The 14,803-nt window shown below is 59.9% G+C and carries 10 protein-coding genes and 1 pseudogene; 6 read left to right on the top strand and 5 right to left on the bottom strand.

The genetic code is table 11. The features are described from left to right. The first annotated feature begins 248 nt into the window (after positions 1-248). The 6 genes and pseudogenes from HUU46_10870 (at position 249) to HUU46_10895 (ending at position 9,828) form a co-directional block, all read left to right on the top strand. Positions 249-3,161 carry a hypothetical protein gene (locus HUU46_10870; protein NUM54136.1) on the top strand — a complete coding sequence of 971 codons (2,913 nt, stop codon included), beginning with the start codon at positions 249-251 and terminating at the stop codon, positions 3,159-3,161. Positions 3,162-3,263: 102 nt separating this feature from the next. After that, complete coding sequence (locus tag HUU46_10875) at positions 3,264-4,115, top strand: ABC transporter permease (GenBank protein NUM54137.1); 852 nt, start codon at positions 3,264-3,266, stop codon at positions 4,113-4,115. Between the two features lie 144 nt (positions 4,116-4,259). Then, entirely contained in the window at positions 4,260-6,335 is a 2,076-nt protein-coding gene (locus HUU46_10880; GenBank protein NUM54138.1) for an ABC transporter ATP-binding protein, read from the top strand. Between the two features lie 131 nt (positions 6,336-6,466). Further along, positions 6,467-7,798 carry a radical SAM protein gene (locus HUU46_10885; GenBank protein NUM54139.1) on the top strand — a complete coding sequence of 444 codons (1,332 nt, stop codon included), beginning with the start codon at positions 6,467-6,469 and terminating at the stop codon, positions 7,796-7,798. A 126-nt stretch (positions 7,799-7,924) separates the two neighbouring features. Next, a pseudogene (locus tag HUU46_10890) lies at positions 7,925-8,462 on the top strand (transposase). A 259-nt stretch (positions 8,463-8,721) separates the two neighbouring features. Beyond that, a complete protein-coding gene (locus HUU46_10895; GenBank protein NUM54140.1) occupies positions 8,722-9,828 on the top strand; it encodes a site-2 protease family protein in 1,107 nt (368 codons plus the stop codon). Between the two features lie 468 nt (positions 9,829-10,296). Here the strand turns inward: HUU46_10895 and HUU46_10900 are convergent, their stop codons facing one another. The 5 genes from HUU46_10900 to HUU46_10920 all read right to left on the bottom strand — a co-directional run bounded on the left by HUU46_10900 (position 10,297) and on the right by HUU46_10920 (position 14,787). Continuing rightward, positions 10,297-10,842, bottom strand: coding sequence for a type II secretion system protein GspG (locus tag HUU46_10900; GenBank protein NUM54141.1), 546 nt, complete (start codon positions 10,840-10,842; stop codon positions 10,297-10,299). Next, complete coding sequence (locus HUU46_10905; GenBank protein NUM54142.1) at positions 10,832-11,590, bottom strand: hypothetical protein; 759 nt, start codon at positions 11,588-11,590, stop codon at positions 10,832-10,834. Before HUU46_10905 ends, HUU46_10900 begins: the two co-directional genes overlap by 11 nt. A 5-nt stretch (positions 11,591-11,595) precedes the next feature. Further along, entirely contained in the window at positions 11,596-12,675 is a 1,080-nt protein-coding gene (locus HUU46_10910; protein NUM54143.1) for a PilZ domain-containing protein, read from the bottom strand. Positions 12,676-12,775: 100 nt separating this feature from the next. Next, a complete protein-coding gene (locus HUU46_10915) occupies positions 12,776-13,990 on the bottom strand; it encodes an exo-alpha-sialidase (GenBank protein ID NUM54144.1) in 1,215 nt (404 codons plus the stop codon). Between the two features lie 47 nt (positions 13,991-14,037). After that, on the bottom strand, positions 14,038-14,787 hold the full coding sequence (locus HUU46_10920; protein NUM54145.1) for a sulfite exporter TauE/SafE family protein: 750 nt from the start codon (positions 14,785-14,787) through the stop codon (positions 14,038-14,040). Between the last annotated feature and the right edge of the window lie 16 nt (positions 14,788-14,803).

Raw genomic sequence — 14,803 nt, forward strand, 5'->3', positions numbered from 1 at the left:
CACATCGAGGTGGAGTTTGCCTTTATGGAGAGGGTGGCGTGCCAGAGTCAAAGCGTTACCTTGAAAAGGGTTAAGTGCGTAGGGATGTAGTCCGTAAGCACGCGCTGCGACGAACGCTGGAATCGGGGACGTCCGCAAAATGATTCGGTACGCGACTTGCTCCCCGCGCTCAGGCCGGACTGTTCTTGGTCCTGCGTGGCAAGGGAAGAGCGACGTGGATCACACACGCGCCGAGGGAGAGTAACGGGATGCAGTTTACCCGTCTGACCTTTGCACTCATATGCCTTGCCTCGATGGCCCAGGCTGCCCAAGTTGTCGACTACGACATCGTGTATGTACGCCAGCCGCGCGCGGGCGACAACGAGCACGTAATGTGGCCGGAGGTGTTCCACCCCGCGCGAATCGAACCGGGCTGCGATCTCATGCTGCTCCATCCGGACGGATCGGAAGAGGTTCTGGTCGACGCAGGCGAGGGCGCGGCGACCGACCCGTTTGTGTCCTTCGACGCCAAGTGGGTGTACTACGCGTTCTTCCATCAGGTGGACCCGGTTGGCGCGTACAACATCACCAAGGCCGGTTCCGACATCTTCAAGATCAACCTGGAAACGCGCGAAATTGTTCAACTGACCGACCAGGAATTTACACCAAACATGGGATCGGGAACGTGGCTTCTCGATAGTTTTGTCGACAATCCGACGTGGGTTGCCAACAGCCTCGTCCACGGCATCATCAATCTTGGGCCATGTCCGCTGCCCGGCGGGAAGATCGCGTTCGTAAGCAGCCGCAACGGGTTCACCCCGCCGAAGCTGTATTACACGGCGCCCACCCTGCAACTGTTCGTGATGGACGATGACGGTTCGAACGTGCAATGCATCGCCCCGATGTCGATCGGAAGCGCCATGCATCCGGTCCCGCTGAAAGACGGCCGGATCATGTTCAGCTCATACGAATCCCAGGGGTTGCGCGATCTCCGCATGTGGGGACTGTGGGCCATCTGGCCGGACGGGCGCAAATGGGAGCCTCTCATGAGTGCGTTCCTCCCCGGCCAGGCCCTGCACTTTACGACACAACTTTCCAACGAGGACATCGTCGTCGAGAACTACTATAACCTGAACAATTTCGGGTTCGGGACCCTGTACAGCATCCCGCCGCGCCCGCCGCAGGACGAGCCGCCCTTCCAGACGTGGGTCCGGAAAGAAAATACGTGGTTGGTCCAGGTGCTCGCGAGCGGCATCGAGTGGGGCCAGCAAATGAGCTTCACGCCAAAGGGAATCACCGTGCTGACGCCGTTCTCGAGCGGCGCGGATGAAGCGGCCGCGGTCGGCTCCGGCGGAACACGTGTCGGCAAGTTCACACACCCCTGTGCCGCGCCGAACAACGATCTGCTGGTGGCCTATTCGGCTGGACCAGTCAACGCGCTCAATCGGCCCGTGTCGCTGCCCGCCCCTGACGCCGGCATCTACCTGATTCGCGATGGCGGCGTGATAACCAGCCCAAATCAATTGGTGAAGATTAAGAACAACGGCAACTACAACGAGGTCTGGCCGCGCCCGGTGGTTCCGTACATCGATGTCCACGGCGTCGAAGAACCGGTCGACCTGCCGTGGCTTCCGAACGACGGATCGCTCCATCCCGACCTTCCCGAAGGCACCCCGTATGGCCTCGTCGGCAGCAGTAGTCTCATCAAGCGCGATACGTTCCCTGGATACGTCATCGCCTGGGAGAATGAGTTTGACGGGATGGACGCATTCAACACGACGGAAAACGACCAAAGTACGAACTGGATATATCAGGGCGCGGACGCGGGCCTGTACAAAGACAAGGATATCTACGCCGTACGCCTCCTCGCGATGGAGCCGGTCACCGACCGGTACCGCGGTCCGAACAGCGGACGTCATTACGAAAGCCACGCCGGGGAACGTCTGCGCATTCTCGGCGAAATTCCCGTACTGAAATTCAATCCCGACGGCTCGCCCATAAAGGATCCCGACGGAAATCCCGATACGAGCTTCTTGGCGAAGATTCCCGCGGACACGCCGTTTACGTTTCAGACGCTCGACAAGAACGGCATGGTGTTGAATATGGCGCAGACCTGGCACCAAGTCCGGCCCGGTGAGGTGCGCAACGACTGCGGGGGTTGCCACGCCCACAGTCAGATGCCGCTTGCCTTCGACCTGACCGCGGCAGGCCAGCCGGGTTATCAGGTCTGGGACCTGTCGAAACAGACGCCGTTGCTCGCCCAGGACGATGTTGGAGAAACGGTACTCGCGTACGATGAGAAGAGCGTCGTTGACGTCGAATTCATCCGGGACATCCGGCCGATTCTCAAGAAGCATTGCACGCCATGCCATACGAAGAAAGACCCGACCCCACCCGGAAACTTGGTGCTGGATGACCGGAAACTCGAAGGCACGCTGCCAAACGACTATGAACGGCTTGCCTGGGACCGCGACGCACGCTGGGGCTACAAACCCCTGGTAACCGTTGGCGGCGACCCCGAATGGCGTCAGACGAATGCCAGCCGATACATTCGCATGTTCCAAAGCAGGCGCAGCCTGTTGGTTTGGAAAATCTTCGGTGAGAGGCTCGACGGATGGAAGAATAAGGACCATCCTACGGAAAAAATTCCGGGTGATCGGAATTCGTTGAAATACGGTGTTGATCCGAACGATTGCGATTTGGACTACACCGGCACCATCATGCCGCCGCCCGATAGCGGCGTGCCCCCGTTATCCGAAGAACAAAAGATGCTGATCGTCCGATGGATCGATCTCGGGTGTCCCATCGATCTGACGAAGGGCACCGATAACAAAGGTTTCGGCTGGTACCTCGACGACCTCCGGCCCACGCTCACCGTCAGTTCGCCACGGCCTGGCGCAAACCCCGGCGGTCCGCTCAGCGTCATTCGGATTGGCGTTGCCGACGCCAACAGCGGTATCAAGAACGGCTCGCTGTCCGTGAAGTGCGACGCACAAATCGTCGCGGCACGAAACCCCGGCGATGAACTGGCGGACTACTTCCAACTCGTCGGCGATGGCATCTATCAATATACGCTACCCGAACCGATTCCCGTCGGTACAGAGACGGTCCTGCATGTTCAAGTATCGGACAAGCAGGGCAATGTTACGTGGGCGGATGTCGAGTTTTCAGTGACGGAGTAATCGCGCCAGTGCGGCGCCGTGCCATTGATAATTGGCGTGGTGCGAAAACTGTGGGCATCGGGGCTTTGATTCGATCTCCGGCTCCTTGATACCGTCTGGTACATGTCTCTAACGATCTACTCGAACGTCGACCATTCCGTCGCCGGAGGCGTTCGCGAACTGCTCCGAAGCCGCGGATTGCTATGGGACCTGATATCGAAGGACCTGCGCGCCCGGTACCGAAATGCCGTCATGGGGTTCGTGTGGGCGGTGCTCCAGCCCATACTCATGATGCTTATCTTGTACGTTGTGTTCGGCAAAATTTTCGGCGGCCGATTCGCCGTAACCGGCGGCGACGATCATCCGTACGAATTGATGCTGCTCACTGCGCTCATTTTTTGGCAGTTCTTCGCGTCGGCCTTTAGCCGGGCGACGGTTTCCCTCATCGACAACGCGGACTTGATCAAAAAGGTCTATTTTCCGCGCGAACTGATCCCCATCGCGTCGATGGGCAACAGTATTGTCAATCTGGCGATAGGGCTTCTCGTATTGATCGGCATGTACTCCTATCACGATCACCCTGTCGGAATTGGAGTCGTCTGGGCAGGGCTGGTGTTCGTGGTCCAATGTGCGTTACTCATCGGCCTGGCCCTGCTGTGCTCGAGCCTGAACGTGCGGTTCCGCGACGTCGGCTACGCCGTTGAGGTGGGGCTAATGATGGGTTTCTACGCCACGCCCATCTTCTACTCGACCGACGCCCTTCGCATCGCCGCGGGCAACTATCCGGCGGTGCTGACACTCTATGCGCTGAACCCAATGGTGGGTATCGTTTCAGCCTATCGCACGGCGCTGCTCGGCAACGAATTCCCACCGATGAGTGAGTTGGGTTGGCCAACTATATGTGCTCTGGGCATTCTAATCGTCGGCGCGTTCGTGTTTCGCCGCATGTCGCCGACGATTGCGGACCATCTATGACCGGTTTTGCGCAAGCAGCGCCTCGTTCGCCGAGCGCGGCGCAGTCCGGGGTTGATCGCCTGCAACGCTCACCGGCTCCAATGCGCGCCACGCTCGGCGAGCGCGGCGCTACCCGTGCGTCCGTAAGTTTGATTTGGCTTTGCTATGCCGCTAATCGAGCTTGAGAATATCTCGAAATCGTTCTCGACGCGTCGTGGCGCGGGCATGCTGCTCGGGCGTGGCGGATTGGCTGACGTGTTGCGCGGCCGGAAACATTCTACGTTTCAGGCGTTACACGATATTTCGTTCACCGTCGATCACGGCGAGTCCGTCGGACTAATCGGGGCCAACGGCGCGGGCAAGAGCACGCTGTTGAAAATAATTGCCGGGGTCACGGCGCCGACCTCGGGCCGCGTCACGGTGCGCGGGCGCGTCGCATCGCTGCTCGAACTCGGCGCAGGATTTCATCCCCTCCTCACGGGGCGTGAAAACGTTTATCTCAACGGGCGAATCTTGGGGATGTCGCGCGCGGAAGTCGATAACGTGTTCGACGATATCGTCGCCTTCTCCGGACTCGAAGAGTTTATCGATAATCCTGTCGACACCTATTCGAGCGGCATGTTCGTCCGTCTTGGGTTCGCGGTCGCGGTGCACTCGAACCCGGACATCTTTCTCGTCGACGAAGTGCTGTCTGTCGGCGACGAAGATTTTCAGCGTAAGTGCCGCGAACGAATCGGAGAGTTGCGCAGCCAAGACAAGACTATTCTCTTCGTCTCGCACGATCTCAGCATCGTCAACACGCTGTGCGATCGCGTCATCTTGTTGAGCGGCGGGACGATGTTTGTCCGCGGTACCGTGCAGGAGACCATCGATTTCTATCTGCGGCAGATCGGACAAAAGAAAGGCATCCACACGATTGCGTCGCCATCAGCCGAAGCGATTGTGAGTCACGGGCGCATATCGGCGTTTCACAACCGCAAGGAAATTAGCGCGACCAGCGGGTTTCAGGTCCACCTGCGCAGTATGGGTTTTGTTCATGCCTCCCCGTCTGCCGACTGGAATGTCGTCGCGCGCAGCGAGAACGGCTGTGTCGCGGTCGGCAAAATGCCTCGCCTGCCGATAACACATACGTGGCGGCTGCAACTCAACGGCAGCACGCTCACGTGGTCGATTGAGGTCGAGTGCGAACGCGCTGTGCAGGTCGAGGGCATTGACGTAAACCTGTTTGTGAAGAAGTCATTCACGCGCTGGCAGTATCGCGATGAGACCGGGGCCTTTCCCGAAATCCCGCTGCAACAGCAAACCTACCTGGAAATCGTGCCGGGCGACGCAGTTGTGCGCGAGGCCGGCGCGTTCTCCGACGATCCCGGGGGTCCGTCACCGGTCTCCATCGAGGCCGTGGGGCAATCCAAACCGCACCGGCTGCAGTGGTCGAACACGGATTATGCCGTCGGCTGCCGAGTACTGCAGGTTTTGTTCAACGACCTCGGCCCGGAGAACATCATGGCCGCGGGCCGGCACGAATTGGTCACGCTCGAAATCAATCTCGGCGCGGACCGCGAGACTATTCTCGGTTACCGGGCAAAATACGTTCGCGGCACGGCGCTAAATGACGGCGATCTGACGTTGCGGTTCGCGGACGGCCGCTTCACGCTCGAATGGCGCGGCGAAGAACTAACGCGCACAGTCGCCCTCTACACATCGATCCTAACGCACAAGATATGGAACGATAGCGACAAGCTCCATTGGGGCTACGTCGAGTGCTCCGGGTCGGTCATGCGCGTCACCGGCCGCTCGCGGCGTTTCCCGTTTGCGCAGCACTGGGAACTCGACCTGCGCGACAGCGCGCTCTATCTGACGATTTGGCTGGAAGTCTTTGACGATTTCGACATGGACGAGTGCCATACGTCGATTGGACTCCGCCCCGAATACGACCGATGGAAGACGGACCACGAATCGGGCGAGTTCCCGCCATTCGAGCAAGGACTCGAGGATTGGCGCCACGTAAACAAGGAATACGCTACAGGAGCCACAGCCTGCGCCTTGTCACCCAATCTCCCGTCTGTTATGCTGAAGAGCACTGCAGGCGGCGTGTCGTTTCGAATGACTGTCCTGAACACGGGATTCTCGGATAACACCCGGGTATTGCAGGCGTTACGGACTCCCGATGCGGGCCGCTTGCGGTTCGCGCCGGGCCGCCACCTGTACTTTCAGGGCCTCGTTCGGGTCGAGCCGCAGTGAGAATATTTGGCCTGCTGTAAGTGTTTGAATTGTAAGCGTTTTGTCAAGGCTTGTACCAGGATCGAATGGCATAAAGCCGTCTTTTCCGGGTATACTTTGGCATTCTGAGTTGCAACCAGGGGAGTGGTCTGATGACGCCGGAAACTGCGGTCGCGGAGAACGCGCAGGTCGCCGAGGGTAGAGCGCCAACGTTTGGCGGTGGCCAGTGGCAAAAGCTGGGCCTGAACAAGACGCAGAAGCGCGTGCTGACGAAGCGCGCGGTGATGTGGCTGGGCCAGACGTGTAACCTGCGCTGTTACTTCTGCTACTTCCTGAACCGCATTGACGATGCGCATCACCCCGAGCACCCCTTCATGGACATACAGAAAGCGAAGGACATGTGCACCATCCTTCGCGAGTTCTACGGTTGCACGTCGATCGACATTCAGGGCGGCGAACCTACCATTTATCCGCATATTCTCGAACTCATCCGGCACTGCCATGAGATTGGCTTGTACCCGACCCTGATTACCAACGGTCTGCATCTCGCGAAGCCGGGCAACCTTGAAAAATTCCGGGACGCGGGCGTCCGCGATTTCCTGTGCAGCCTCCACGGCATCGGCGACATTCACGACGAGGTCGTTTGCAAGAAGGGCGCCTACGAGAAAATCACGACAGCCATCGGCCGCATGCAGGAACTCGGCATGCCGTTCCGCTTCAACTGTACGATGTCGAAGCCCGTCGTGCCGATCATTCCGCAGATTGCACAAAAGGCAATCGACTACGGCGCGAACGCCGTAAACTATCTCGCGTTCAATCCGTTTGAAGACCAGGAGACCGGCATTCGCACCCACGACAACGTCGCGAAGTATTCGGACATCAGACCGTACCTGACCGAAGCGATGGACATGCTCGAAGCGGCGGATATCGAGTGCAACGTGCGCTACCTGCCGCTGTGCATGGCCGAGGACCGTCATAAGAAAAACTTCTACAACTTCCAGCAGTTACCCTACGACCACCACGAGTGGGACTACCAGAGCTGGATGTGGACCGGCCTGCAGCCGCAGCGCATGAAGGAAGGCGGCCTTGTGCCCGCGTTCCGCATCGGCGTGCGCGACCGGCAGATCATGGGCATGGCACACAAGGTGCGCGACTTCGCCGTCGAGAAGCCCACGATGGCGAAGTTCATCTTCGGCGCGCAACACGTCGTCGCGCGCATCGAGCAGGCCGTCCGCGGCACCGAGGAAATGTACCGCGAAGAAGCGATGATTCGCGCGAAGTACGACGCCGGTTACCGCTACCACGAAGCCTGCGAAAAGTGCGCCGCCCGCCGCATCTGTGACGGATTCCACGGCGACTACGCCGACCTCTTCGGCACCGGCGAAGCCACACCCATCCAAGGCGCGCCCATCGACGACCCCAAGCATTACATCAAAGTCCAGAAGAAAGTCGTCGAACGCGAAGACGAAGCCTGGGCGCTGTAGTTGTATTCTCGTCAGTATTCTCGTCAGTATTCTCGTTCCCAAGCTCCCAGCTTGGGAACGCACTCGCCCCAGAAGCTCTGCTTCGCGTGCAGTATTGCGCATTGGAACCTGCTACGCTAAATACTCATGCGCTCCCGCTACAGAGTGCACGATGCCGAAGGCATCTACTTCATTACCAACACCATTGTTGAGTGGATCCCGGTGTTCATAACCCGCGACGCATTCGAGATCGTTACGCGCTCGCTTGCGCACTGCCGAAAAAAACAAGAACATGTGGCTCTACGCATACGTCATCCTCGAAAACCATATGCACATGTTCGCCGGAGCACCCAAACTCAGTGAGGTGATGCAGGCGTTCAAAAGTTTCACGGCGCGCGAAATCCTGCGAATGGCGCAAGCGACAGGCCGCGATTGGCTGCTCAACCGGTTCGCGTATTACAAACGGCTGCACAAAGTCGAGAGCGATTACCAGGTGTGGCAAGAAGGGTTTCACCCGAAGAAGATCGATAGTGACGCCATGATGCAACAAAAGGTTCATTACATTCATGAAAACCCGGTTCGGCGCGGCTACGTCGACGCTCCTGAGGAATGGAGGTACTCGTCGGCACGAAACTATGTCCGCAACGATCATTCGGTGCTGGAGATCGACGAAATGCCGCTGTAGTTTGCACGCGAAGCGGAGCTTCTGGCGCGGGTGCGTTCCCAAGCCGGGAGCTTGGGAACGAGTGTGAACGAGTGTGAATGTCGTCGAGTGCGAAGACGAAGCCCGGGCGCTGTAAGAGAAGCGAGCCGGACTGTCCACGAACGAGCCTTGACCGGATTCTTCTACCCATTCGCAGACCGCTACGGGCATATGTCCATTGGCTATACTGTTAATAGAGAACTGAATGCGATCTGCCGAAGGCGTTGGAGTTATTGGACACATGAAATGGTCATGGCGGGCAGGTTCCCTGTTCGGAATCGCCGTATACATACATTGGACGTTCGTCATTCTGTTGGGCTGGATTGCGCTGGGGCACGTTCAGTCGAATGGCAGTCTGCTGCAGTTCGTCGTGGGAATCGTCTCGATCTCCGTCCTGTTCGGCGTGGTCCTGCTGCACGAACTGGGGCACAGCCTCATGGCGCGGCGGTACGGAATTCAGACAAAGGACATTACCCTGCTGCCCATTGGCGGCGTCGCCCGGCTCGAACGCATGCCGGACAAGCCGCGCCAGGAATTCTGGGTGGCAATTGCCGGTCCCGCGGTGAACGTCGCCCTCGCGGTCATCTCGGGCATTATCCTTTTTATTGGTTACGGGCACGTTCCCATGCTGGGCGGAATCGGGTTCGAGACGCCGCCGCTCGAGCAGTTCTTCTTCGTGAACGTCTATCTTGTCTTGTTCAATATGCTGCCCGCATTCCCGATGGATGGAGGACGCGTGTTGCGGGCAATCCTGGCCTCAAGACTTCCCTACGCTCAGGCCACGCGGATCGCCGCAAGCGTGGGGCAGGCGATGGCGCTGCTCTTTGTCCTCGCCGGATTCATGACGGGCAACTTTATGCTGTTCTTCATCGCGATGTTCGTGTGGCTGGGTGCCGAGGGCGAGGCGTCCATGGCGCAGGTGAAGTCCGCGCTTGGCGACGCAACCGTGCGCCAGGCGATGATTACCCGGTTTCGCTCGCTGTCGCCGCACGACCCGCTGTCCGCTGCCGTTGACGATATTTTCAGCGGCTTCCAGCAGGATTTCCCCGTGCTCGACCATGTCGGACGGATTGTCGGAATACTCACCTACGCTGGACTCATCAAGGCGCTGAGCGACAGCGGCCCGCGCCTGCCCGTCGCAAATGCGATGTCCAACGAAATCGGCATGTGCAGTCCCACGGACCGTTTGGAGGAGGTACTGCCGAAATTGCAGGCCAGCGCTTCGTCAACGTTTGCAGTGATGGACCATGGCGTGCTGGTTGGACTGCTGACGCTGGGCAATCTGTCGGAGTTCATCATGGTGCGCAGCGCGATGCAACAGGGCGCCAATCAAGTGAACCCGCTGTAGCGGCGCCATTCCACGGCAAGTACACGAATTAAGTGGCCGCCACAATCGACCTGCTCTGCAAATAAACACATGCTGCGCGGTATTCTCGTGCTCGTGCTTCGTAATCGTGCTACTCCGAAAATGCACAAGTTGTCCCGCGCGCCGAAAGGCGCAACGCAACCCTGGCAGCCCGTGGCAAAACTCCCGTAGCGCCCGGTCTCCGCGCCGGGCGAAACGCGGCGAGGCCAAGTTCGGCCCAAAATCGCGCCCGCCACGGAGAGCGGGACGCTACAAATTGCGGTGTTTGGACTTTTGCCACGGGCTGCTCGCCGGGGGCATCGCCCCTGGAAATTGTCCACGCCCCCATCACCGCGCGCTGAAAGCGCACTGCTCTCATAATCGTAATCGAGTATTTGGCTTCGAGACCGAGCAATGCCCCAGCCTGTCGCTACGTAAATTCTTGAATCGCGCCAAACGTCGTAGTCCGCGCTATTGCCGCGTGCCGCTCTCCAAGAAATACTGCTGATGGCGTCGCTGATACGTTTCACGCCACGGCTTCGACGCGTCCCAATTCGAAATGTTGTCGGCACGCTTCTCGATGGAGTTTATGCCGGCGTCGCCATCCATGCCGATTGAATAGACTTGGTATGTTTCCGGGGCGAAATACTCGCCGTCGTCTTCCAACGCGCCGGAGTTCGGTGTGCCGTATTCGGAGTGGGGGACATACACGAACGGCTGGCCCCACGCATCGAGCGACTCGTCCGTTGGCACGTAATTCACATTGCGGGAGAGATGCTTTGTGGCCATGCGCAAACCCGTCTGTCCTCCGGGCGGATATGCATCGAGGTCAGTCTTGTACGTTTCAAGCGCCGTCACCAGCAGCGTCAGCGCCGCTTCCGTTCGGTTCATCTGCGCCTTGGGCGACCCCTTCGGGACGGACACCGAGTACGCGATGAACCCAAGTACGATTCCGAACGCGCACATGCCCAAGAGCGCCAAGGTCACGATGACCCTGCTGCGGGTCCTAGAAGTCAAGGTCGATCTCGTCGGGCGAATCGCGGTCGTCCTTGCAGACGAGCCACGCCGCCGTAAACACGAGGCAATCGAGATAGGCGATCGCGAGGTCGCACGCCAGCCGCGCGACCGTAATCAGCGCAAACGTCGAAGTCTCTGTCCCGTCCGGCTGCGTCAGCAACCCAACATACGTGCCAAAGATGCACTGGAGGATCGTGATGCCGAACACGGGTGCGAATTCGATCGGTCGACGCGAAAGCGGGCCTAATCCATCGCCGAAGGTCTGCCACGAGAACGATCCAAGGAACATCTGGCAGGTGCCGAACGGCACCAGAATAACGACAAGCGCCCAGGCAATGAACGTTGCCAAAACGTTGAGCGCCTGGATTTCCCCTTCACCGAAAGGCGTGCCCGCGATCCAGAACGCGGTGTTCGCAACAAGGTTGAATTCGAACCACATCATGTAGAAGCGCTGAAGCGCCTCGCGGTCGTCGCGGACTTTCCACAGGGGGCGGTCGATTTCTCGCCCGATTCGCGAAAACACCACACATTGCGCGATCGCGGCTATGGCGCTGTACGCGGTGAACCACGCGATTCGCATCGCATTCGACGCCAGGGTCGGTTCGACGTCCGGGTCGGGGTTCAGAACGGTCTGATAGATGGTGAACGCCGAGCCCGCGAGGCTCAATACGACAGTGACGGCAAGGTACAGCGCGACGTTCGGCAGATGACGCTGCAACACATTCGACGCGGACTTCAGCAACTCCACAACCGTTACCCTGCCTGTCCCGTCATCTCGATGTACTGTTGCTGCTTGTGCATCACGTAGCGCGCGACGGCTTCGCGGTTCTCGTCGTCGATCGAAACGTACGCCGCACGCACCAGGTACCGCCCCGCGGGCAGCGGGTTCACCGCGACGATGCGCACGTCCACTTCAAAACTCTGCGTCCGCTCAAGGGGCAGATCGACGGTGACGCGCAGCATCACCTGCGACGGCACGGGCTGCGGCACGACGACGGCGAGCCCGCCCGCGCTGATGTTTACAATCTTGCCGCGCAGCCGCGTGACGATCCGGCGCGGCGTGTCGGTCTCGCTGACCGCGCCGTCCACGGGACCGTCCATCACACCAACGTTGGTCGATTGCTCGTGGCGCACGCGGTAGTGCTCGCGCGACTGAATCCGCTCGAGTTCGGCGGTATGCGCGAAGGTAAGTCCAACCGGCTCGGACTCGCGCCGCACGAATTTCGCGGTGAAGCTGTACCGGGCGTCGTCGTCGCGATACAGCCGAAATCGGACGTCACCGCCTTCCGAATAGCGCGGCGGCTCGACGTCCACCGCCATGCCCACCCCGAAGTACGCCTCGTTCACGCCCTGTACCAGCCCCCGCTTCCAACGCGGCGGCGATTCCGCGGCGTCGACAAACCACACCTCCTGCGGACTGTAAAGTTGCCGCGTTGAAAAAATACGCTGGCCGATCGGCACCATATCGAGCGCGAGACGCGTGCGGATGTCGCGAAGCACCGTGCCAACGCGTTCGAACTCCGCCAAGTCGCCTTTGGCGCGGAGCGCGTCCATCTCCTCGTCCACGCATTCGTCGAAATACTGGTGCACCGTCGCGGCGCGGTGCGGTTCGCCGGGCGACCACCGGCGCAGCAGTTTGTGCAAAACGGATTGTTCTTCTGTGGTTAGCTCTTTTTCCTGGGCAATCTTGCTGACGGCATCCCACATGCCGACGACGCGCGCGCGCTTGGCCCGCCATTGGCGTATCCATTCCACCACCACCGCAAGCGTGAGCAGAACGGCGCAGACAATGACCGTCCAGAACAACACCCCGGTTAGCGAACCAGAACCCATGCTTGCCCCTGATCTCGATGCGTACAGAGCCCCATATGATAGGGACACCGCGCGGGTGTTGCAAAAACGCACCGCGTGCGCGCATCTGTGTGACCGTCCCCTACGGTTGGTCGCCTTCCATCACCCACGCCTCGTTAAAGCGGACGTGCTTAATCGTGCGCAGATTGTAGCTGTACGTCGCGTGAATGCTCCCATCTTCCCCCTGCACGACCGACGGATAGTCGAACCGCCCGCCCTTCGTCTGTTCGAGATGACGCGTCCACTTCCACGTCGTGCCGCGGTCATCCGACAACGACACGGCCAGGCTGTCGCGTTCCTTTTCCTGATCGTTATAGATCAGCAGAAGTTTCCCGCTGGCCAGCACAATCGCTTCGATTCCTGCATTCGGATGCGGCCTGTCGGTGCGCGACACCTGTCCCCACGTCATGCCGCCGTCGGTCGAGTCGCTCCGTTTGATACGGCCGCTGTCATTGCGAAAGAACGCCGTCATCGTACCGTCGGGGTATTGCGCGATCGTCGGTTGTTCCATGAAAAGGTCGGGCACCGGCTTCGAGTACGTCCACGTCTCGCCGACATCGTTCGTGAACGCCATGCACACGACCCCAGTGTTCTCGTTCGCCAACGGCAGGACCAAGGTTCCATCAAGGCGAATTACAGGGTGCGCGCGCGGAAACCATCCGAGTCGTGCCGCCAGGGGCCGCGCCTGCTGCGCCTCCACGAATGCGCGCGCCTCCGCAATTTTGTCGTCCGGCCAGCCTTCGTCCTTGCGCGCTTTCAACGCCGCCTCGATCACGTTCTCCGGCCCTTCGGTCTGCGGCACGAGGATATTTGACTTGTCCCACGTCGGACGCCCGGGATGATCGTAGCGCGACGCGACGCGGTAATGGACCAGGCCGCTCCCCCAGGTCCAGTCCGGCACACCGAGCAACGTCGGATAGAACAGCCACAGCCGCGAATGGCTGTCGATGACCATGCACGGATTATTGTCCGACACGCCAAACGTATCGGCCATGACGAATGGCTGCTCCCATTCCTGCGCGCCGCGCTGCATCCGGCTGCCGCCGATGCGCACGTCGGCGGACTTGTCTTTGTCCTTCTTAAAGTATGGGTCGGGCAACTCGCGCCCGTTCTCGTACCACACGGCGCGCAAATCGCCGTTTGGGCATTCGACAATGCACGACGCGTGGACGTGCCCGTGCGGCTCGATCGCTTGCTCCGGATCGAATACAAACCGCGCCTCGAACTCGGGCCCTACCGCAAGGGCGGCGTGCGCGGCGAGCGCGACGGCAAACAGAATCGGCATTGATCGGAACATGGTGTTGTCCCCCTCCTGTGATTGTGCCCCGCACCCGTCGGCGTGACCTATGCGAACGCGCGTACCAGCAGGACGATGCCCAGCGCGACGAGCAGTCCCAATACGACATTCCGAAATTGGTCGTGGTCGAGCCGGCGATCAATACGGTAACCGATGTACGCGCCGAGTGCGAGTCCCGGAAACGCAAACAGCGCGTACCACCCGACGTCGCGCGTGAACAGGCCAGCCGCGCCTTGCCACAACACGGACGCGGCGCCACTGATAAGAAACAGACTCTGAAGCACCGACTTAAACTCGGCCCGCGGCCAACGGCGGAGGCGCCCGTAGATGATGGCAGGCGGGCCGTTCGTCGCGTACGCCGCGCCAAGAATTCCCGACAGCAGCCCGGCGATCGACGCGCCGATATAAGTCGGATCTCTTCGGACCGACGCAGGCTCCCAATTCGCGCCAAGCAGCACACCGCGCAGTTCGAATGCCGCGTACAGGAGGAGCACTCCGCCCAGCACCCCCAACACGACGTTCTCGGAAAAATGCACGAGCGCATACGTGCCGATCGGTATTCCCGCGAGCGAGAACAGAATGATCGGAATCGAATCGCGCCAGGGCCACCGTTCGCGGTGCTGATACCAAATCCATGCGGATAAAAACAGGCCGACGGAGTTTTGGAGTGGTGTAGCGGTAACCGGCGCAATCGCAAGCGTCAGGATCGGCATCGCGATAAGCGCCGAACCGAACCCCGCGGTCGCGTGAACAATGCCGCCCAAAGCAAATGCGAGAACGACAATTAGTTCATGCACAACGACTACTCATCTG

This window comes from Candidatus Hydrogenedentota bacterium, from assembly GCA_013359265.1.
Taxonomy (GTDB): Bacteria; Hydrogenedentota; Hydrogenedentia; order Hydrogenedentales; family SLHB01; genus JABWCD01.